Origin of the sequence: Spongiibacter thalassae (assembly GCF_012272835.1) — a bacterium.
GTDB lineage: Bacteria > Pseudomonadota > Gammaproteobacteria > Pseudomonadales > Spongiibacteraceae > Spongiibacter > Spongiibacter thalassae.
This window is the reverse complement of sequence record NZ_JAAWWK010000006.1, coordinates 121,830-140,096: the sequence shown is the minus strand read 5'-3', so window position 1 is coordinate 140,096 and position 18,267 is coordinate 121,830. Positions and strand designations below refer to the sequence as shown.

20 protein-coding genes are annotated in these 18,267 nt (G+C 56.9%); 12 read left to right on the top strand and 8 right to left on the bottom strand.

Annotated elements, in window-relative coordinates; all coding sequences use genetic code 11:
• Positions 1-11 precede the first annotated feature (11 nt).
• From HCU74_RS16025 to HCU74_RS16000, 6 genes are all read right to left on the bottom strand, one after another.
• Entirely contained in the window at positions 12-1,511 is a 1,500-nt protein-coding gene (locus tag HCU74_RS16025) for an RNA polymerase factor sigma-54 (RefSeq protein WP_168451434.1), read from the bottom strand.
• 151 nt (positions 1,512-1,662) lie between these two features.
• Positions 1,663-2,388, bottom strand: a complete 726-nt coding sequence (lptB, locus tag HCU74_RS16020) for an LPS export ABC transporter ATP-binding protein (protein ID WP_168451433.1) — start codon at positions 2,386-2,388, stop codon at positions 1,663-1,665.
• Positions 2,388-2,969: a lipopolysaccharide transport periplasmic protein LptA gene (gene lptA / locus HCU74_RS16015; protein ID WP_168451432.1), complete on the bottom strand. Its 582-nt coding sequence runs from the start codon at positions 2,967-2,969 to the stop codon at positions 2,388-2,390. The genes lptB and lptA overlap by 1 nt, the downstream gene beginning before the upstream one ends.
• Positions 2,956-3,528, bottom strand: a complete 573-nt coding sequence (lptC, locus tag HCU74_RS16010; protein WP_168451431.1) for an LPS export ABC transporter periplasmic protein LptC — start codon at positions 3,526-3,528, stop codon at positions 2,956-2,958. Before lptC ends, lptA begins: the two co-directional genes overlap by 14 nt.
• Positions 3,529-3,530: 2 nt before the next feature.
• A complete protein-coding gene (locus tag HCU74_RS16005) occupies positions 3,531-4,052 on the bottom strand; it encodes a KdsC family phosphatase (RefSeq protein ID WP_168451430.1) in 522 nt (173 codons plus the stop codon).
• Positions 4,053-4,055: 3 nt separating this feature from the next.
• Positions 4,056-5,024, bottom strand: coding sequence for a KpsF/GutQ family sugar-phosphate isomerase (locus tag HCU74_RS16000; RefSeq protein ID WP_168451429.1), 969 nt, complete (start codon positions 5,022-5,024; stop codon positions 4,056-4,058).
• Between the two features lie 194 nt (positions 5,025-5,218).
• On the opposite strand from HCU74_RS16000, the gene HCU74_RS15995 reads away from it, so the two are divergent.
• The 6 genes from HCU74_RS15995 to hisC all read left to right on the top strand — a co-directional run bounded on the left by HCU74_RS15995 (position 5,219) and on the right by hisC (position 10,641).
• The gene (locus HCU74_RS15995) at positions 5,219-5,908 is read left to right on the top strand and encodes an MlaC/ttg2D family ABC transporter substrate-binding protein (RefSeq protein ID WP_168451428.1); all 690 of its coding nucleotides are present in this window, start codon (positions 5,219-5,221) and stop codon (positions 5,906-5,908) included.
• A 116-nt stretch (positions 5,909-6,024) separates the two neighbouring features.
• On the top strand, positions 6,025-6,252 hold the full coding sequence (locus HCU74_RS15990; protein WP_168451427.1) for a BolA family protein: 228 nt from the start codon (positions 6,025-6,027) through the stop codon (positions 6,250-6,252).
• A gap of 69 nt (positions 6,253-6,321) precedes the next feature.
• Positions 6,322-7,587, top strand: coding sequence for a UDP-N-acetylglucosamine 1-carboxyvinyltransferase (gene murA, locus HCU74_RS15985; protein WP_168451426.1), 1,266 nt, complete (start codon positions 6,322-6,324; stop codon positions 7,585-7,587).
• A gap of 31 nt (positions 7,588-7,618) precedes the next feature.
• Complete coding sequence (hisG, locus tag HCU74_RS15980; RefSeq protein WP_168451425.1) at positions 7,619-8,275, top strand: ATP phosphoribosyltransferase; 657 nt, start codon at positions 7,619-7,621, stop codon at positions 8,273-8,275.
• Entirely contained in the window at positions 8,268-9,587 is a 1,320-nt protein-coding gene (hisD, locus tag HCU74_RS15975) for a histidinol dehydrogenase (protein ID WP_168451424.1), read from the top strand. Before hisG ends, hisD begins: the two co-directional genes overlap by 8 nt.
• On the top strand, positions 9,580-10,641 hold the full coding sequence (gene hisC, locus HCU74_RS15970; protein ID WP_168451423.1) for a histidinol-phosphate transaminase: 1,062 nt from the start codon (positions 9,580-9,582) through the stop codon (positions 10,639-10,641). Before hisD ends, hisC begins: the two co-directional genes overlap by 8 nt.
• Before the next feature lie 12 nt (positions 10,642-10,653).
• Here the strand turns inward: hisC and HCU74_RS15965 are convergent, their stop codons facing one another.
• Complete coding sequence (locus HCU74_RS15965; RefSeq protein ID WP_168451422.1) at positions 10,654-11,712, bottom strand: trypsin-like peptidase domain-containing protein; 1,059 nt, start codon at positions 11,710-11,712, stop codon at positions 10,654-10,656.
• 137 nt (positions 11,713-11,849) lie between these two features.
• Here HCU74_RS15965 and HCU74_RS15960 point away from each other — a divergent pair, with 137 nt between their 5' ends.
• Entirely contained in the window at positions 11,850-12,608 is a 759-nt protein-coding gene (locus HCU74_RS15960) for a Nif3-like dinuclear metal center hexameric protein (protein WP_168451421.1), read from the top strand.
• A gap of 24 nt (positions 12,609-12,632) precedes the next feature.
• Here HCU74_RS15960 and HCU74_RS15955 read toward each other — a convergent pair whose 3' ends face one another.
• A complete protein-coding gene (locus HCU74_RS15955) occupies positions 12,633-13,100 on the bottom strand; it encodes a ZapG family protein (protein WP_168451420.1) in 468 nt (155 codons plus the stop codon).
• Positions 13,101-13,246: 146 nt separating this feature from the next.
• On the opposite strand from HCU74_RS15955, the gene zapE reads away from it, so the two are divergent.
• The 5 genes from zapE to HCU74_RS15930 all read left to right on the top strand — a co-directional run bounded on the left by zapE (position 13,247) and on the right by HCU74_RS15930 (position 18,200).
• A complete protein-coding gene (gene zapE / locus HCU74_RS15950) occupies positions 13,247-14,353 on the top strand; it encodes a cell division protein ZapE (protein WP_168451419.1) in 1,107 nt (368 codons plus the stop codon).
• 116 nt (positions 14,354-14,469) lie between these two features.
• A complete protein-coding gene (gene rplM, locus HCU74_RS15945; protein ID WP_168451418.1) occupies positions 14,470-14,898 on the top strand; it encodes a 50S ribosomal protein L13 in 429 nt (142 codons plus the stop codon).
• 13 nt (positions 14,899-14,911) lie between these two features.
• Complete coding sequence (gene rpsI / locus HCU74_RS15940; protein ID WP_168451417.1) at positions 14,912-15,304, top strand: 30S ribosomal protein S9; 393 nt, start codon at positions 14,912-14,914, stop codon at positions 15,302-15,304.
• A gap of 245 nt (positions 15,305-15,549) precedes the next feature.
• Positions 15,550-16,146: a ubiquinol-cytochrome c reductase iron-sulfur subunit gene (gene petA / locus HCU74_RS15935; protein WP_168451416.1), complete on the top strand. Its 597-nt coding sequence runs from the start codon at positions 15,550-15,552 to the stop codon at positions 16,144-16,146.
• Positions 16,146-18,200 carry a ubiquinol-cytochrome c reductase gene (locus tag HCU74_RS15930; RefSeq protein ID WP_168451415.1) on the top strand — a complete coding sequence of 685 codons (2,055 nt, stop codon included), beginning with the start codon at positions 16,146-16,148 and terminating at the stop codon, positions 18,198-18,200. The genes petA and HCU74_RS15930 overlap by 1 nt, the downstream gene beginning before the upstream one ends.
• Positions 18,201-18,267 lie beyond the last annotated feature (67 nt).

Here is an 18,267-nt window from a genome sequence, read left to right as displayed (position 1 = left end):
CCGCGCGATCCCTAAACCAGCCGCTTCCGCTCGTTCGATGGCGGAATGACCAGAGATTCCCGATACTTTGCAATGGTGCGCCGGGCAACCTTGATACCCTGCTCGGCGAGTAATTCAGTGATTTTGCTGTCGCTCAATGGCTTGCGCGGATTTTCCGCGGCCACCAGTTTTTTAATCAGAGCGCGAATGGCCGTAGACGAGCACTCGCCGCCGGTGTCGGTGGACACGTGGCTGGAAAAGAAGTATTTCAGCTCAAAGATGCCCCGTGGCGTATGCATATATTTCTGGGTGGTTACCCGCGAGATGGTGGATTCGTGCATGCCCACCGCGTCGGCGATGTCGTGCAGCACGAGCGGCTTCATCGCCTCGTCACCGTACTCAAGGAAGCCGCGCTGATACTCGACAATTTTGGTGGCCACCTTCATTAATGTTTCGTTCCGGCTCTGCAGGCTTTTGATAAACCAGCGGGCTTCCTGCAGATTGTCGCGAATATAGTCATTGTCGCTGGTATTGCTGCCACGTCGGGCGAGGGCGGCGTAACCGGCGTTAATCTGAATTTTGGGTGCGATGTCGGGGTTGAGCTCCACCAGCCAGCGGCCTTCGCGCTTTGAAACGAAAACATCGGGGACCACGTATTCTGTTTCGTCGCTGCCAATCGAGTCCCCGGGGGTTGGGTTCAGGGTTTGTATCAGTTGCAGTACATCGCGCAGCTGCTCTTCCTTAAGTCGGCAGCGGCGCATAATTTGATTGTAGTCGCGGTTGCCCAATTGAGCCATGTGCTGGCTGACAATTTGTATGCTTTCGCTGAGGAAGGGGGTGTCCGGGGGCAATTGGCGAAGCTGGATCAACAGGCACTCCTGTAAATCCTGACCGCCGACGCCCGGTGGGTCGAACTGCTGGATCAGGTGGAGAACCGCCATCACTTCTTCGATTTCGACATTGTCATCGTCAAAGGCGCTGACCAGGTCTTCCGGGCTGACGGTGAGCCGGCCTTTTTCATTGATCGCGTCTATGATGGCATCGGCGATCAGACGGTCTATATCTGACAAGCGGCTCAGGTTGAGCTGCCATCGCAGATGATCCTGCAGGGAGTCGGAGCTGCCGTGGCGATAGTCGTTGTTGTAGTCACTGTCTTCGCCGCCACTGCCACTGCCGGAGGTGCTGGGGGCGCTCTGGAAGACGTCGTCCCACTGGCTGTCTACGGGCAAGTCTTCGGGAATGTCGTTGCGTTCCGCCCAATCGCTGTCGGTGTCGGCGCTTTTAGGCTCGACCTCTGTCTCGGTCTCTGTCTTGTTCGGCGCTTCGGCGCTCTGGCTGTTGCTGGGCAGTGAGCTGTCGGCATCGACGGCGGTGCCGTCTTCCTCTACTTCAAGCAGGGGGTTTGAGTCCAGTGCAGACTGGATTTCCTGCTGGAGATCCAGGGTGGAAAGTTGAAGTAAACGGATCGCCTGTTGCAGCTGGGGTGTCATTGTCAGTTGTTGACCGACTTTTAGCTGAAGCGATTGTTTCATAGGCAGTGACTTCTACAGCAAGCGTGCTAGGAGGATGTTCCCTTGCGCCGATGTTTGGCGCGGGGCGTCCGTCTCAGTGTAGTCCCGCCAGCAATTGGCTGCAATACTTTCGCACTGCAATTGCTGTGCCGATTTTTTAATCAATTGAGGTTTAGAGTGTGAATTTGTCACCCAGATAGATGTCACGCACGATCTGGCTGTTCAACACCGATTCGGCGTTGCCCTCGGCAACAATACGCCCTTCACCAACGATGTAGGCTTTTTCGCAGATGTCCAGGGTTTCGCGCACGTTGTGGTCAGTGATTAACACGCCGATCCCTCGCGCCTGAAGGTGGCGGATGATCTGCTGGATGTCGTTGACGGAGATAGGGTCAACACCCGCAAAGGGCTCGTCCAGTAGAATAAAGCTTGGCTCGGTGGCCAGAGCCCGGGCGATTTCTACCCGGCGGCGCTCCCCGCCGGAGAGGGCCATACCCTGGGAATCGCGGATATGGGTAATGTGGAATTCCTGTAGCAGCCCGTCGAGCTTTTCCCGGCGCTGCTTGCGGTTCAGGTCGCGGCGGGTTTCCAGAATGGCCATGATATTGTCGGCCACGCTAAGCTTGCGAAAGATCGATGCCTCTTGGGGCAGGTAGCCGACGCCGTGCTTGGCTCGGCCCTGAATAGACAGGCTGGTCAAGTCGCGGTCGTCGAGCATAATGCGACCCCGGTCAGCGTTGACGATGCCCACAATCATATAAAAGCAGGTGGTTTTACCGGCCCCGTTGGGCCCGAGCAGGCCGACGATTTCGCCGCTGCTGATGGTCAGTGAAACATCTTTGATGACCTCGCGGCCCTTGTAAGCCTTGGCGAGATTACTGGCTTGAAGTACTGGCATCAGGGCGTTGGCTCCGTCGTTTCAGCCTTGGAGGCGGGGGCTTCGCTGGCTTGGTCGGAGGGGGCTTCAGGTTGCTGGGTATCCTCGGGGTTGCTTTGCGGTTGCAGGGTCATCTGCACGCGACCATTGAGAGCGCGACTGCCGCCATCGGCGATAACCATCTGCTTGCGGCCGCTGTACACGATGCGGTCGCCACTGATTTTGGAGCCTTGATGGCGTATGGTTGCGTCCCGCTGAAGCAGGATTTCCTCGTCGCCGAGGCTGTATTCAATCAGCTGCGCGCTGGCTACTACCACGCCTTCGTCGCTCCGTGGTTGCTGTTCAAAGTGCGCGGGGCTGCCTTCGGCAATGACCTTTTCCACTCGCCGGTCAGACTCGACGATAATCAGCTTGTCGGCCTTTATCTTCAGGCTGCCCTGGGACATGTTGACATTGCCAGTGTAGATGCCGCGATTGTTCTCATAGGTCGCTTTGTCTGAACTGAGGTTGATGGCCTGGCGCCGATCCTCTGGCAGGCCGAGGCTGTTGGCACTCAGCAAAAGGCCCAGTAGCAGACCGCTGGCGTATTTATAATGGCTCATAGTGTCCTTTGACTTGGTCTAGCAGTTCAATACGTTCATTGGCAAGGTCGGCGGTCATGCCGACGGACTGGGTGGTGCCGTTACGTAAATTCAGGCTGAGTGCCTGATCGGTGCTGACCAGGCTGCGTTGGAGGTCGATGCTCAGGGCTTCAGTGCGAATTTCGGCTTCGCGGATCAGGTCCTTGACCACGACATTATCGCTCAGGTCCAGTTGCTGGCCATCGCGGGACAGTCTGCCGTTGTTTGCCTTGGCCGTCCACGGGCGCTGCGCACCGATATTGCCGATGTAGTTGGGGGAGTGCAGCACGACTTCGCCGTTCAGCGTCATGCGCTCGGCGCTGCGAGCTTGCCAGCGATAGGCAACGCTGCCGTCGGGTCGGTATTTCAGTCCCTCGATATTTTCCAGGTAAGAATCGACATCGGGTTTTGGGTCAAAGCGCTCGGCGAGGCTGAGCTTGCCGCTTTCGCTGAACTGGGTCAGGTAGATGACCGTGCCAGCGATGGCAGCCAGCACCGAGAAAATCGACGACACAGTAATGCGAAAGCCGGGCGCTGCCATAATCAGAGATAGCTCTCGAGTGCCGCGTTGAGCTGGCCCTGTGCCATTAGAATGAGTTCGGCAATTTCCCGCACTGCGCCCTTGCCGCCGCTGGCGCGGGTTTGCCAGTCGGCGTGGCGGGCAACAAAGTGATGGCCATTCGCCACGGTAATTCCGAGTCCCGCGGCGCGGATGGCACCGAGGTCGGGAAGGTCGTCGCCGACATAGGCAATTTCGCTATAGTCTAGCTTCAGGTCGCTGCGCAATTCTTCCAGTGCGGTGGCCTTGTCTTCCCGTCCCTGGTAAATAATGTCGATGCTCAGCTCCTTGGCGCGGCGGGCCAGCAGGTCGGAGCTGCGGCCGGTAATGAGGGCTGGGCGTATGCCAGCGTCCCGCAACAGCTTGATACCCAAGCCGTCGAGAATGCTGAAGGCCTTCATTTCTTCGCCACTGTTGCCGAAATACAGGCTGCCGTCGGTGAGAACGCCGTCTACGTCCATCGCGAGCAGGGTGATGTGCCGTGCTTTTTCAATAACGGTTTGCATGGCTCAGGCAACTCCCGCTTTCAACAGGTCGTGGGTGTGGACAACACCCACCGGTTTGCCGTCGTTGTCCAGCGCGACGAGCACGGTGATTTTATTGTCTTCCATTATGCGCAGGGCCTCGGCGGCCATCATGCCAGGTTTAACGGTGCGGCAGTTGCGGGTCATCACCTCGTCAATACCTGCGCGATGGATGTCTACGCCACGATCTATCGCGCGGCGCAGATCGCCGTCGGTAAAGATGCCGGCCAGGCTGCCGTCGCTATTGAGTACCGTGGTCATGCCCAGTGCCTTGCTGCTCATTTCCAGCAGTGCGGTGCTCAGTGTACAGCCGACGTCGACCCGGGGAATGGCGTCGCCGGTGTGCATAATGCCGTCGATCTTTAACAGCAGGCGGCGGCCCAGTGCGCCGCCGGGGTGGGAAAAGGCAAAGTCATCGGCGGTGAAGCCCCGTGCTTCAAGCAGCGCAATGGCCAGGGCGTCGCCCATGACCAGTGAAACCGTGGTGCTTGAGGTAGGGGCCAGATTGAGTGGGCAGGCTTCGACCTCGACACCCACATCAAGGTGTACGTCGGCGCTGGTGGCCAGCTCTGATGCTGGGTTACCGGTCAGGGCAATCACTGGCACGGCCAGCAGTTTGAGTAGTGGGATCAGGGTGACCAGCTCCGCCGTAGAACCGGAATTCGACAGTGCGATCACTACATCGCCGGCGGTAATCATGCCCATGTCGCCGTGACTGGCTTCACCGGGGTGCACGAAAAAAGCGGGGGTGCCGGTACTGGCGAGGGTGGCGGCTATCTTGTTGCCAATATGGCCAGATTTGCCCATGCCGGTGACCACGACCCGTCCGCGACAATTGAGCAGCAGCTCGCAAGCCTTGTCGAAGGCGTCGTCGATACGCGTGGCGAGGGTGCCAACGGCGTCCCGTTCCATAGCGATAACACGCTGGGCGGTGGCGCTGTATGTTGATTTCATGATGCAGCTGCGTTCCTTTTATCGTTTTGCGGCCCGTTAAGCGGCCGCTAATGTTCGCTATGATAATTTCCAATGTGACAAATTAACAGGTTTACTAGTCAGGCCCTTCCGGAGCGAATGACGTAGTATGATGTCGAAGCTATAGAATACGGATCAACGACGTTGATCGGACATAAATCGGAGCGAAGTGAATAATGCTTAAATTCGTGAAAGTAGCCACTGCGGCATTGTTGTGGCTGGTTGTTGCAGGAGCGGCCAGCGCGGCCGATGCAAAGGCAAACCAGGGGCCTTACGAGGTCGTGGTGGGCACAACCCAGCATGTAATGAAGGTAATTGAAGAGGCGCGGGGCTATATCGACAAGGATCCGGCGCGCTACAACCGTGAAATCGAGAAAATTCTGGATGATGTCGTTGATTTCCAAAGTTTTGCCCGCGGGGTAATGGGTAAATACGGTAGCCGCGGCTACTACGAAAGCCTGAAAACCGAGGAGGAGCGGGCGAAATTCCGGGAAAACGTGAAGCGTTTTACCGAAAACTTCAAAAGCGGGCTGATTAATACCTATGCCAAGGGCTTGCTGGGCTTTAACGGTAATCGCATTGAAGTGCTGCCGCTGGGCGACAATGTTGATCTGTCGGGCAGTGTCGGTGTGCGCCAACATATCTACGGTGAGCGCGCAAAGCCCTACGAGGTGATTTACACCCTGCGTCGTGATAGTGATGGCAAGTGGAAGCTGCGCAATGTCGTGATTGAGGGCCTGAACCTGGGCCGCATCTACCAGAACCAGTTCCGTGCGGCGTTTATCGCCTATAACGGCAATCTGGACAAGGTCATTGACAACTGGACGGTGGCACCGCAGGAAGTGATGGAAAAGGCGGCGGGCTGATTGCGCGCCTCCCGGCGGGGATGATTGCGCGGCCCCGTGCCGCGCTCCTCGCCAATCCCGCTGCAATTGCGTACAATTCGCCGCCTGATTAAGCGGATTCACGGAACCTAGCGGGTATGCAAGAACAAATATTGGAACGACTCAAAGAGCACTTCGCCGACGGCGAGTTCGACGTTTCCGGGGAAGGCAATCATTTTGATGTGCAGGTAGTGAGCGAGGCCTTTGCGGGCTTGCGTCCTGTGCGTCGTCAGCAGCTGGTCTATGCCGCGGTCAACGACTGGATCAAAGACGGCTCTCTCCACGCCATCAATATCAAGGCTCTCACGCCCGCCGAAGCCAGTTAACCCGACGGGGTCTGACCCCACTACTATTTTGCTTTGAATCAGGCGCGGTGCGACAGCGCAGGAGCTTTCATGGATAAATTACTTATTCGCGGCGGAGGACCTCTGTGCGGGGAAATTCGAGTGTCGGGGTCAAAAAACGCGGCACTGCCAATTCTGGCGGCGACCCTGCTGTCCAGCGAACCCGTGCTGATTCGCAATCTGCCTCATCTGCAGGATATCACAACGATGATCGCCCTGTTGCGGAGCATGGGCACAGAGCTATTGGTAGATGAGCGCCTCGGTGTAGAGATCAATGGCGCCACAACCAAGGAAACCACCGCACCCTACGCGCTGGTAAAAACAATGCGCGCATCGATACTGGTGCTGGGGCCGCTGCTGGCTCACTTTGGACACGCCAGAGTGTCCTTTCCCGGTGGCTGTGCCATTGGTAGCCGTCCGGTAGATCAGCATTTGCGTGGTCTGGAGGCGATGGGGGCTCATATCGATGTCGAAGAGGGCTATATCACAGCGACCAGTCCCAATGGCCGCCTGAAGGGTGCACATATTCTGTTTGATATGGTCACCGTTGGTGGCACCGAGAATCTGTTGATGGCGGCGGCGCTGGCCGACGGCCGGACGATTCTGGAAAACGCCGCCCGGGAGCCGGAAATTGTCGATTTGGCGGAATGCCTCATTGCAATGGGGGCGAAGATCAGTGGTCACGGCAGTGCGACGATCGTGATAGACGGCGTAGATACCCTCAAAGGCTGTACCTATTCAGTGATGCCTGATCGAATTGAGGCGGGCACCTATCTGGTTGCCGCTGCTGCCACTCGGGGTAGCATCCGTCTGCGGGACATCGACCCCCGCACTCTGGAGGCGGTATTGGTCAAGCTCGAGGAGGCCGGCGCCCATATTGAAACCGGTGACGACTGGATTCATCTCGACATGAAGGGGCAGCGCCCGAAAGCGGTGAGTTTCAAAACAGTGCCTTATCCCGGTTTCCCCACCGATATGCAGGCGCAGTTTACGGCAATGAACGCCGTTGCTGATGGCGTGGCCCGTGTGACGGAAACGATATTTGAAAACCGCCTGGTTCAGGCTCATGAAATGAATCGCATGGGGGCGAAAATCAGCGTGGAAGGCAACACCGCGATGATTACCGGCACCGAGCGTTTGAAGGCGGCGCCGGTCATGGCCAGCGATCTGCGCGCTTCAGCGAGTCTGGTAATTGCCGGTTTGGTTGCTGATGGCGACACCATTGTGGACCGTATCTATCATATTGATCGCGGCTACGAGTGTATTGAGGAAAAATTTCTAGCCCTGGGTGCGGACATTCGTCGCATTGCAGGCTAGCGTTAACGGTATAGAGTCAGGAGTTTTGCGCGTGGATCAGCCCGTTACCATAGCCCTTACCAAGGGACGTATCTTAAAGGAAACCCTGCCACTGCTGGCCGAGGCGGGGATCGAGCCGCTGGAGGATATTTCCAGCAGTCGCAAGCTGATCTTTCCGACCAATCATGCGCATATTCAGCTGATCGTTATTCGCGGTACCGATGTGCCGACCTATGTGAAACTGGGGTCGGCAGATATCGGTATTGCGGGTAAAGATATGCTGTTGGAGCTCGGCGCTGAGGATATGTACGAGCCTCTCGACTTGAATATCGCCCGCTGCAAGCTGATGACCGCCGGCCGGGTGGGAGAGGCCCTGCCTTCCGGGCGGGTGCGGGTGGCGACCAAGTTCGTCAATGTCGCCCGGCGTCATTTTGCCGAGCGTGGCATTCAGGTGGAGCTGATCAAACTCTACGGCGCAATGGAGCTGGCGCCGTTGATGGATCTGGCCGATTTGATCGTGGATATCGTGGATACCGGTAATACCCTGCGCGCCAATGGTATGGAGCCGCGGGATTTGATCGCCGATGTCAGTTCACGACTGGTGGTGAATCGCGCAGCGATGAAACGCAAGCACCAGACCATTCAGCAAATCATTGGTAATCTGTCACGTGCCGTTGAGGCGCGGCAGGTGGAGGTGGCGAATGCCTGAACCTTTAATGGCCCGCCTTAGCAGCAGGCAGGCTGATTTCGACAGTCTTCTGGATGCGCTACTCGCCTGGGATTCTGTCTCGGACGACGCGGTGGCATCGACGGTGCAACATGTACTTGCGGATGTAAAGGCGCGTGGCGATGCGGCCCTGCTGGAATATACCCGTCAGTTCGATGCGCTGGATGTGTCGGCAATGGCCGAGCTGGAGTTCTCCCAGGAGCAGCTGCTGGCGGCGCTGACGAGGATTGATGCCGCCCAACGAGAGGCGCTGGAAAATGCGGCAGCGCGGATTCGCCACTATCACGAAAAACAGGTGCAGCAGTCCTGGAGCTACACTGAGGCCGATGGCACGGTGCTCGGACAGCAGGTACGCGGCATGGATCGTGTCGGCTTGTATGTGCCCGGGGGCAAGGCGACCTACCCTTCGTCGGTGCTGATGAATGCGGTGCCCGCCAAGGTCGCGGGTGTGGCAGAGCTGATTATGGTGTCGCCCACCCCCCGTGGTTTTGTCAACGATATGGTGCTGGCGGCGGCAGCGATCGCCGGTGTCGACCGGGTATTTGCCGTAGGTGGTGCCCAGGCTATCGCGGCTTTGGCCTATGGTACCGAGTCTATTCCCAGGGTCGATAAAATCGTCGGTCCGGGTAATATTTATGTTGCCACGGCCAAGCGTCAGGTTTTCGGCAGCGTGGGGCTCGATATGATTGCCGGGCCTTCGGAGATCCTGGTGGTGTGCGACGGCAAGACCGATCCCGATTGGATTGCGATGGATTTGTTCTCCCAGGCGGAACACGATGAGGACGCCCAATCGTTGCTGATTAGCCCCGATGCGGACTTTCTCGATGCGGTAGCGGTAAGTATCGAGCGCTTGCTGCCCGACATGGAGAGGGTCGATATCATTCGTCAGTCTTTGGCGGGACGTGGCGCGATGATTCACGTTGCCGACATGGATGAGGCTATCGCATTGGTTAATCGTATAGCACCTGAGCATCTAGAGTTGTCTGTTGATCAGCCCGAGCAATATCTGGCGGATATTCGCCATGCCGGTGCGATATTTATGGGGCGGCACACTCCCGAGGCCCTGGGTGATTACTGTGCGGGACCAAACCATGTGCTGCCAACCTCGGGCACGGCGCGTTTTTCGTCGCCGCTGGGGGTCTACGACTTCCAGAAACGATCGTCGATTATCAATTGTTCACCGGCGGGAGCCGCCACTCTGGCGGCGACGGCGTCGGTGTTGGCCCGGGGTGAGTCGCTGACGGCCCATGCGCGCAGTGCTGAATACCGTATGGCGGGGGATAGCGATGAGTAGATATTGGAGTCCCATCGTCAAGGATCTGCAGCCCTATGTGCCCGGCGAGCAGCCCAAACTGAATAAATTGACCAAGCTCAACACCAATGAAAACCCCTATGGACCATCGCCAAAGGCACTGGCGGCGATGCGGGAGGTTCTCGGCGACGGGTTGCGCCTGTACCCCGATCCCAATGCAGACAGTTTGCGCGGCTGTATTGCCGAGTACTACCAGCTTGATGCGGATCAGGTGTTTGTCGGTAATGGTTCTGACGAGGTACTGGCTCACGTATTTCACGCGCTGTTTCAGCACGGCAAGCCGCTGTTGTTCCCGGATATCACCTACAGTTTTTATCCGGTTTATTGCAAGCTGTATGGTATTCCCTGTGAAGCGATTCCTCTGGATGAGGATTTCGCCATTCAGGTGGCGGACTATACCGGGATTAACGGGGGGATTATCTTCCCCAATCCAAATGCACCCACCGGGCGTTTGTTGGCGCTGGCGGATATACGGCGCTTGCTTGAAGTGAACAATGAAACCGTTGTGGTTATCGACGAGGCCTATGTCGATTTCGGCGGTGAGTCGGCGGTGACACTGGTCAATGACTACCCCAATTTGCTGGTAATTCAAACCCTGTCGAAATCGCGCTCTCTGGCGGGCCTGCGTGTAGGGCTGGCGGTGGGGCACCGGGAGTTGATCGAGGCCCTTGAGCGGGTCAAAAACAGTTTTAACTCCTATCCTCTGGACAGGGTGGCGCTGGCCGGTGCCGAAGCAGCCATTCGTGACGAGGCGTATTTTCGCGAGTGCTGTGACCGGGTTATTGCCGATCGCGAGCAGTTGCGGAGTGAGCTGAATACCCGGGGCTTCGATGTGCTGCCCTCGGCGGCGAACTTTCTGTTTTGCGAACATCGCAGTGAGGCCGCGGCAGATATTGCCGCAGCGCTGCGCGCAGATGGTGTGATTGTGCGGCATTTCAATCAGCGTCGTATCGACAATTTTCTGCGTATAACCGTGGGCACCGTGGAGCAGAATCAGCTTTTGCTGGAATCGTTGGACCGCTTTTTCGGCGCTTGAGTCGAGGGCGGTTTAGCTACCCTGTAGACCGGGGCGCATGGCCACTTCGGTGCTGATCCTGATGCGCTCGTCGTTGCGCAGTATCACCAGTTTGACCGTTTCGCCGGGGCGGGTATCGGTAATCACCCGCATACCGGCATGGCCGTCGCCGACCAGTTCGCCGTTGATCTCGGTCAGAATATCACCCACCTGCAGGCCGGCCAGTTGTGCAGGCCCCTTGTCTGCAAGTCCGGTAATCACAACGCCGTTAGTGCCGTTGCCGACTGGCCTTACCTCTATGCCGAGCCAGCCGCGAACCGGGCGGCCGAAGCGGATCAGGTCGTTCATCGTGCGCAGAGCAAGGTCGGTGGGGATTGCCAGGCCAATACCGGTAGAACCACCGCTCTGGGTGTAAATGGCGGTATTGATGCCGAGCAGGCGGCCCTGGGTGTCTATGAGAGCGCCGCCCGAGTTGCCGGGGTTAATGGCGGCGTCGGTCTGAATAAAGTTTTCAAACTGACTGAGCCCGAGGCCGTAGCGCCCCGTCGCGCTGATAATGCCCTGGGTGACGGTTTGGCCGAAACCATAGGGGTTGCCGATGGCCAGTACCATATTGCCGACACGGGCTTTGCCCGGCTCACTGACGCGGATGCTGGTGAGCTTGTCCAGGTCGATCTTGAGTACTGCCAGGTCAGTGTCCGCGTCGCTGCCAATCACCGTTGCCAGCGCCTGGCGGCCGTCCTGAAGCATGACAAGAATTTCGTCAGCCCCATTGATGACGTGGTAGTTGGTTAATAGGTAGCCCTGTTCGTCGACGATCACGCCGGAGCCCAGGCTGCGCTCCAATTGCTGGCGCACCTTGCCGTTGCGATTGAAAAAATGCTTGAACAGCGGGTCGTTGGCCAATGGATGGCGCTGTTGCACCACCTTGGTGGTGTAGATGTTCACCACGGCGGGGGCAGCAGCTTCAACAGCGGCCGAGAAATCCTGGGGTGCAGTGGTGTTGGCGGGTTGGTAGGCGAGAATACACAGGCCTAGCAAAAGGCCACAAAGGCTGGGCCAGAATAGGGATTGTAGGGAAAGCTGCTTCACCGGCTTGCCTCTGCGATGGTGGGCGACGGATTGTTGATGAGTGTTACCTATACAGAAAAAGGCGGCCGATTTTGGTCGAGCCAAGGGTCGTGCTAGCCTACCACGAATGTATCCAACGCTGAATCATAGAGGTTAATGTGAGTAGTACCTTGAGCGCGCTGTTAGAACAGGCCAATCGAATCATGGAGCCGGAGGCATTTCAGGATTATTGCCCAAACGGTCTTCAGGTGGAGGGGCGGCCGGAGGTGAGTCGAATTGTCAGTGGCGTGACCGCCTCCCAGGCGCTGATTGATGCCGCCGTGGAGCGTCGCGCCGACGTGCTGCTGGTGCATCACGGTTTTTTCTGGCGGGGAGAGGACCCCTGCCTTACCGGTATGAAAGGCCGACGGATTACAACCTTGCTAAAGCACGGGATCAGCTTGCTGGCCTACCACCTGCCCCTGGATGCGCATCCGGCTCTGGGCAATAACGCTCGTCTGGCGGAGTTGTTGGGGATTCGTATCACCGGGGGTATGGACGGGTCTGCGCGTCCCGTGGGTAACGTCGGGGTGTTGGCCAAGCCGATGACCGCTAATGCTTTTGCTGAGCATATTGAGTCGGTGTTGGGTCGCAGGCCGCTATTGGAAGCCGTCGGCAGCGAAAAGATTGAGCGAATTGCCTGGTGCACCGGAGCGGCTCAGTCGTATATCGATAAGGCGGCGGCGCTTGGAGTGGACGCCTACCTGAGTGGCGAGGTCTCGGAGCCGACCATTCATATCGCCCGGGAGCTTGGTGTGCATTACTTCGCGGCGGGTCATCACGCCACCGAGCGCTATGGTGTGCAGGCACTGGGTGAGGTGCTGGCTGAGCGCCTTGGGATTGAGCATGAGTTTGTGGATATTGCCAACCCGGCGTGAGCGCGGGCTGGCTGGGGAGAGAGTTTAGAGGTGAGGGGCCATCGGGGGTTTGACGTCTTCCTCTGATTTGTCCAGACCAAACTCCTCGTGCAGCGCACCCTTGCTGCCCGGTTGGCGGGGGGCGTAGTCGAGGGGCTGTTGCGAGGGTTTGTTGGTAGCGGGGTTGGCTTCCAGTACAGGCCGGCCCTCGGGTAAGGGTTGCAGAGGGCTGATACCGGTGGCGTGCATGTGACGGGCGCCTTCGGCGATATGGTTGTGTACGCTGCGGTAGCTTTCGGCAAGGTCATTCAGTAATTCAGCGGTGCGATCAAAGTGCGTGCTGACCTGGTGCTGATAGTCCTGTTGTTGCTTTTGCATTTCATTGAACTGTTTTTCCAGTGCGGCACGGCTCTGTTCTTCGGGCTTGATGCGCGCCAGTACAAAATAGCCAATAATTGCACCTACCAGCAGGCATACCAGCCCCACGGCAATCAAAGTCATTAATTCGTCCACGTTTTCTCCTCCAGAGGCATGGGCTTTTCCATGCAGTGCTCACAGTATAACCGGGGGATGGCTCAGCTTCAGCCAAAGCCGCGAAAAAATTGCCAATTTACTGTCGGCTCGCTAAAGTTGCCGCCGTTCAATTTGAGGGAAGGGCTATGTTGTCACCGAAAGAGCGCTATCAGCGGGATCTTGCGTTGCCGGAGTTTTCCCATGATGCGGCTCAGGCTCACGCGGTAGATTGCCTGCAGCGACTGTATGACGAGCTGCTTGCTGCGCCGAGGTCAGGGCAGGGAGGTGGGTTGAAAAAGCTGTTCTCCCGCTTTTCCCGCAGCGAGACTCCGGCGCCGATACAGGGTTTGTATTTCTGGGGGGGTGTTGGTCGCGGCAAAACCTATCTGATGGATACCTTCTTCGATACCCTGCCGTTTGAGGATAAGCTTCGCGCCCACTTCCACCGCTTTATGCAGCGGGTGCACAAGGAGTTGAAATCCCTCTCCGGGGAAAAGAACCCGTTGGTGATGGTTGCTGATCGCATCGCCGACGAAGCCCGAGTGATCTGTTTCGACGAATTCTTTGTTTCGGATATTACCGACGCTATGATTCTGGCCGGGTTGTTCGAGCGTCTGTTTGAGCGCGGGGTCGTGCTGGTGGCAACGTCAAATATTGTGCCTGATCAGCTGTATAAAGATGGCTTGCAGCGGGCGCGGTTTCTGCCCGCCATCGCGTTGATCAAACAAAATGTTCAGGTGGTGAACGTCGATGGCGGTGTGGATTACCGGCTGCGGGCGCTGGAGCAGGCCGAGCTTTACTATCAGCCGCTGGGTGATGCCGCCGAGGCCAGTTTACTGCGCAGCTTCGACAGTCTGGCGCCGGAGCCTGCGGTGGTTGACCAGCTGCTGGATATTGAGGGGCGTAAAATTCGCGCCCGCCGGGTTGCCGACGACGTCGCGTGGTTTGATTTTGCCGAATTGTGCGACGGGCCGCGCAGCCAATATGACTATATTGAGTTGGCTCGAGTGTTCCACGCGGTGGTGCTCAGCGGGGTGCCGGTGATGGGGGCGGGGCGAGATGATCAGGCCCGGCGCTTCATAAATTTGATCGATGAGTTTTACGACCGCAATGTAAAGCTGGTATTGTCTGCGGCGGCGCCACTTGAATCCTTGTATGAGGGTGGGCGCCTGGACTTTGAATTTGAACGTACCCAAAGTCGTTTGCTGGAAATGCAGTCACAGGACTACCTGTCCCGCGAGCACCGTCCATAAGTGGGTGGCGTGGTCGGCGAGTGGTCTGAAAAAGCTGCGTTTTCCACTTGAAAATCACTTGGCGCTTATGTAGTATTCGCGCTCTTTGTTCGGTACGGTCCCCATAGGCGAGATTCATGAAAACCTTAAGTGCAAAACCCAACGATGTCATTCACGACTGGTACGTGGTTGACGCCGCCGATAAAACATTGGGTCGTCTGGCCAGCGAGATTGCGCACCGTTTGCGCGGTAAGCATAAGCCCGAGTATACGCCTCATGTCGATACCGGTGACTACATTGTGGTTGTCAATGCGGAGAAAATCCGTGTAACTGGCAATAAAACTACAGACAAGATGTATCATCATCACACTGGCTATCCCGGTGGTCTCAAATCAATCAGCTTCGAGAAGCTGATTGACAAGGCTCCAGAGCGAGTGATCCAGGGCGCGGTTAAGGGCATGCTGCCTAAAAACCCACTGGGTCGTGCAATGTTTAAAAAACTGAAAGTTTACGCTGGCGCAGAGCATCCACATGCCGCGCAACAGCCTGTTGAACTGAATATCTAATCGGAAGCGTACTATGTCAGCCACTCAATACTACGGCACTGGTCGCCGTAAAACTTCATCAGCCCGTGTATTCCTGAAGCCAGGTACCGGTGCGATCTCAATTAACGACCGCGGACTGGATCAGTATTTTGGTCGTGAAGTTGCCCGTATGATCGTTCGTCAGCCCCTTGAGCTGGTTGATATGGTTGAGAAGTTCGATATCAAGGTTAACGTCAGCGGTGGCGGTAGCTTTGGTCAGGCAGGTGCGATTCGCCACGGTATTACCCGTGCGCTGATGCAGTACGACGAAGGCCTTCGCGCCGAACTGCGTAAGGCAGGATACGTGACACGCGATGCGCGTGAAGTTGAGCGTAAGAAAGTCGGCCTGCGCAAAGCTCGTAAAAAGCCACAGTTCTCCAAGCGTTAACCGCTGCGGCCCGTTACGTGGCCGGAGGACGCTTATTTGGCGGCTATCGGAAAACGCCCAGCAGCATTTGTGGGCGTTTTTTTTTGCCTGACATATCGCCAGCCGCTTTCCGGAGAGAGCCGGCCGTTAAGTGATTGTCAGTAGGGGCGGAATTCCATTACTATTTGGCCCATTTAAAATTTGCTGTGACCTCCCGGCTTGAGGGGAGTTCAGTCTGATTATTCGTATGTTATGGGGGAAACGTCATGAGTAATGACGGCGTAAACACGGGGCGTCGGCGCTTTTTGACCGCGGCTACCTCGGTTGTTGGTGCTGCCGGCGTTGTCGGTGTGGCAACGCCATTTGTGGGTTCATGGAACCCCAGCGCTAAAGCCCGGGCGGCTGGTGCGCCGGTTAAAGCTGATATAAGCAAGCTTGAGCCCGGCCAAATGGTGGTAGTTGAGTGGCGAGGAAAGCCTGTTTACGTGCTGAAACGCACGCAAAAGCAGATTGACGAGCTGGAAAAAGTCAAACCCTTCCTGAAAGACCCTCAATCCGACGGTGCCGATCAGCCGGAGTATATTGAAGGCGCCGCTCGCGCGATTCGTCCCGACGTACTGGTGATGGTGGGTTTGTGTACCCATCTGGGTTGTGCACCGAAGCACCGGCCGGAAGTGGGTGTGCCTGACCTGGGTGGCGATGCGTGGGTAGGCGGCTTCTTCTGTCCTTGTCACGGCTCTCGTTTTGACCTGTCTGGCCGCGTTTATGCCGGTTCTCCAGCATCGCAAAACCTCGTGATTCCACCCTATTCCTATGAAGGTGACAATGTGATTGTCATCGGTGTTGACCAGGGAGCAGCCTAATGAAAATGTTAGTTGACCTGCGCGACTGGGTTGATGCCCGCCTGCCGATTATGCGCGCATGGGACACCCACATGGGCAAGTACTACGCGCCCAAAAACTTTAACTTCTGGTACTTCTTTGGTGTGCTGTCTCTGTTGGTGCTGGTAAACCAGCTGCTGACGGGTATCTGGCTCACCATGAGCTTTACGCCAAGTGCGGAAGAAGCCTTCCGCTCAGTTGAATACATCATGCGTGATGTGGAATACGGCTGGATCATCCGCTATATGCACTCCACCGGTGCTTCGGCATTCTTTGTGGTCGTGTATCTGCATATGTTCCGGGCATTGCTCTACGGTTCATATCAAAAGCCCCGCGAGCTGATCTGGGTATTCGGGATGTTTATCTTCCTGGTGCTGATGGCTGAGGCCTTTGTGGGTTACGTACTGCCCTGGGGACAAATGTCCTACTGGGGTGCGCAGGTAATCATCTCCCTGTTTGGTGCAATCCCCTACGTGGGTGAAGATATTGTGCAGTGGGTGCGTGGTGACTTCCTGATCTCCGGTATCACCCTGAACCGCTTCTTCGCTCTCCATGTGGTTGCTCTGCCCATCGTGCTGCTGGCACTGGTTGTTCTCCACCTGCTGGCCTTGCATGAAGTGGGTTCCAACAACCCGGACGGTGTTGAAATTAAGAAGAACAAGGACGCCAATGGCGTGCCCCTTGATGGTGTGGCTTTCCACCCTTACTACACGGTTCATGACCTGACGGCGATTGCGGTATTCCTGTTCGTATTCTCGGCGATTATTTTCTTCGCGCCGGAAATGAACGGCTACTTTATCGAGTTCGCGAACTTTGAGATCGCTAACGGCCTCAAGACCCCTGAGCACATTGCGCCAGTGTGGTACTTCACTCCGTTCTACTCAGTACTGCGGGCGGTGCCGGATAAGTTGCTTGGCTTCATTGCCTTTGCCGCATCTGTCGCCATTCTCTTCCTGCTGCCGTGGCTTGACCGCAGCCCAGTGAAGTCAATTCGCTACAAAGGCCGCGTGAGCAAGATCGCCCTGGTTGTCTTTGCCGCTGCCTTCCTGATTCTGGGTGTGCTGGGTGTTAAGGCTCCGACTGAAGCGCGTACTCTGCTGGCTCGCATCTGCTCGGTGATCTACTTCGGCTTCTTCCTGCTGATGCCTTTCTGGACCAAGTGGGAAGCGACCAAGCCTGAGCCGACTCGGGTGACCGACGGTGGTATGGGTTTCTGGAAGAGCATGCTGGTGTTGGCGGCGGTGTTGGCCCTGACCATCATTCCATTGAAAGCGGCCGGTGCAGAATCGGCCTTCAATTGCGGCACCATTGAGTGTGACGAAATTGAAACCGATGTGACTGACCTGCCGTCGCTGCAGCGCGGTGCACAGACCTATATGAACTACTGTATGGGCTGTCACTCGCTGGAGTACGGGCGCTACCAGCGCACTGCTGACGATCTGGGAATTCCCGCTGATCTGTTCGAGCAGCACCTGAAGTTCGACAGCGAGGCAAAAATCGGTGCGTTGATGACCAATGCAATGGCCGCTGACGATGCAAAGAAATGGTTCGGTGCGGCGCCACCGGACCTGACACTGGTTGCGCGCGCGCGCAACCCCGACTGGTTGTACACCTACCTGCGCACCTTCCATGCGGATCCTTCGCGCCCCTACGGTGTCAACAATAAAGTGTTCAAGGATGTGGGCATGCCTCACGTTCTGGCTGAACTTCAGGGGATGCCCGAGTGTGCCCCCGGCCCGGTTCATGCCGATAATGGTGGTATACTGCGCGATCCGCTGACCGGCGAAGACGTGTTGTTTGACGATGAAGGCAATGCACTCAACCCCTGCGGCAGCTTCACTTATTCCACAGAGGGGCGTTTGAGCCCGGCTGAATATGACAAGCTCGTTTACGACTTGGTAAACTTTTTGGAGTATGTCGGAGAGCCTGCTCAGGCGAAGCGTAAGCGCATTGGTATCTATGTGCTGGCGTTTATTGCCATATTCTTTGTGTTTGCGTACCTGTTGAACCGCGAATACTGGAAAGACGTACACTAATTTATAGACCTGAAAGGTCTATGCATGTAACGGGCGGCTTCGTTAAGGGGACTGCCCGTTTGTTGTC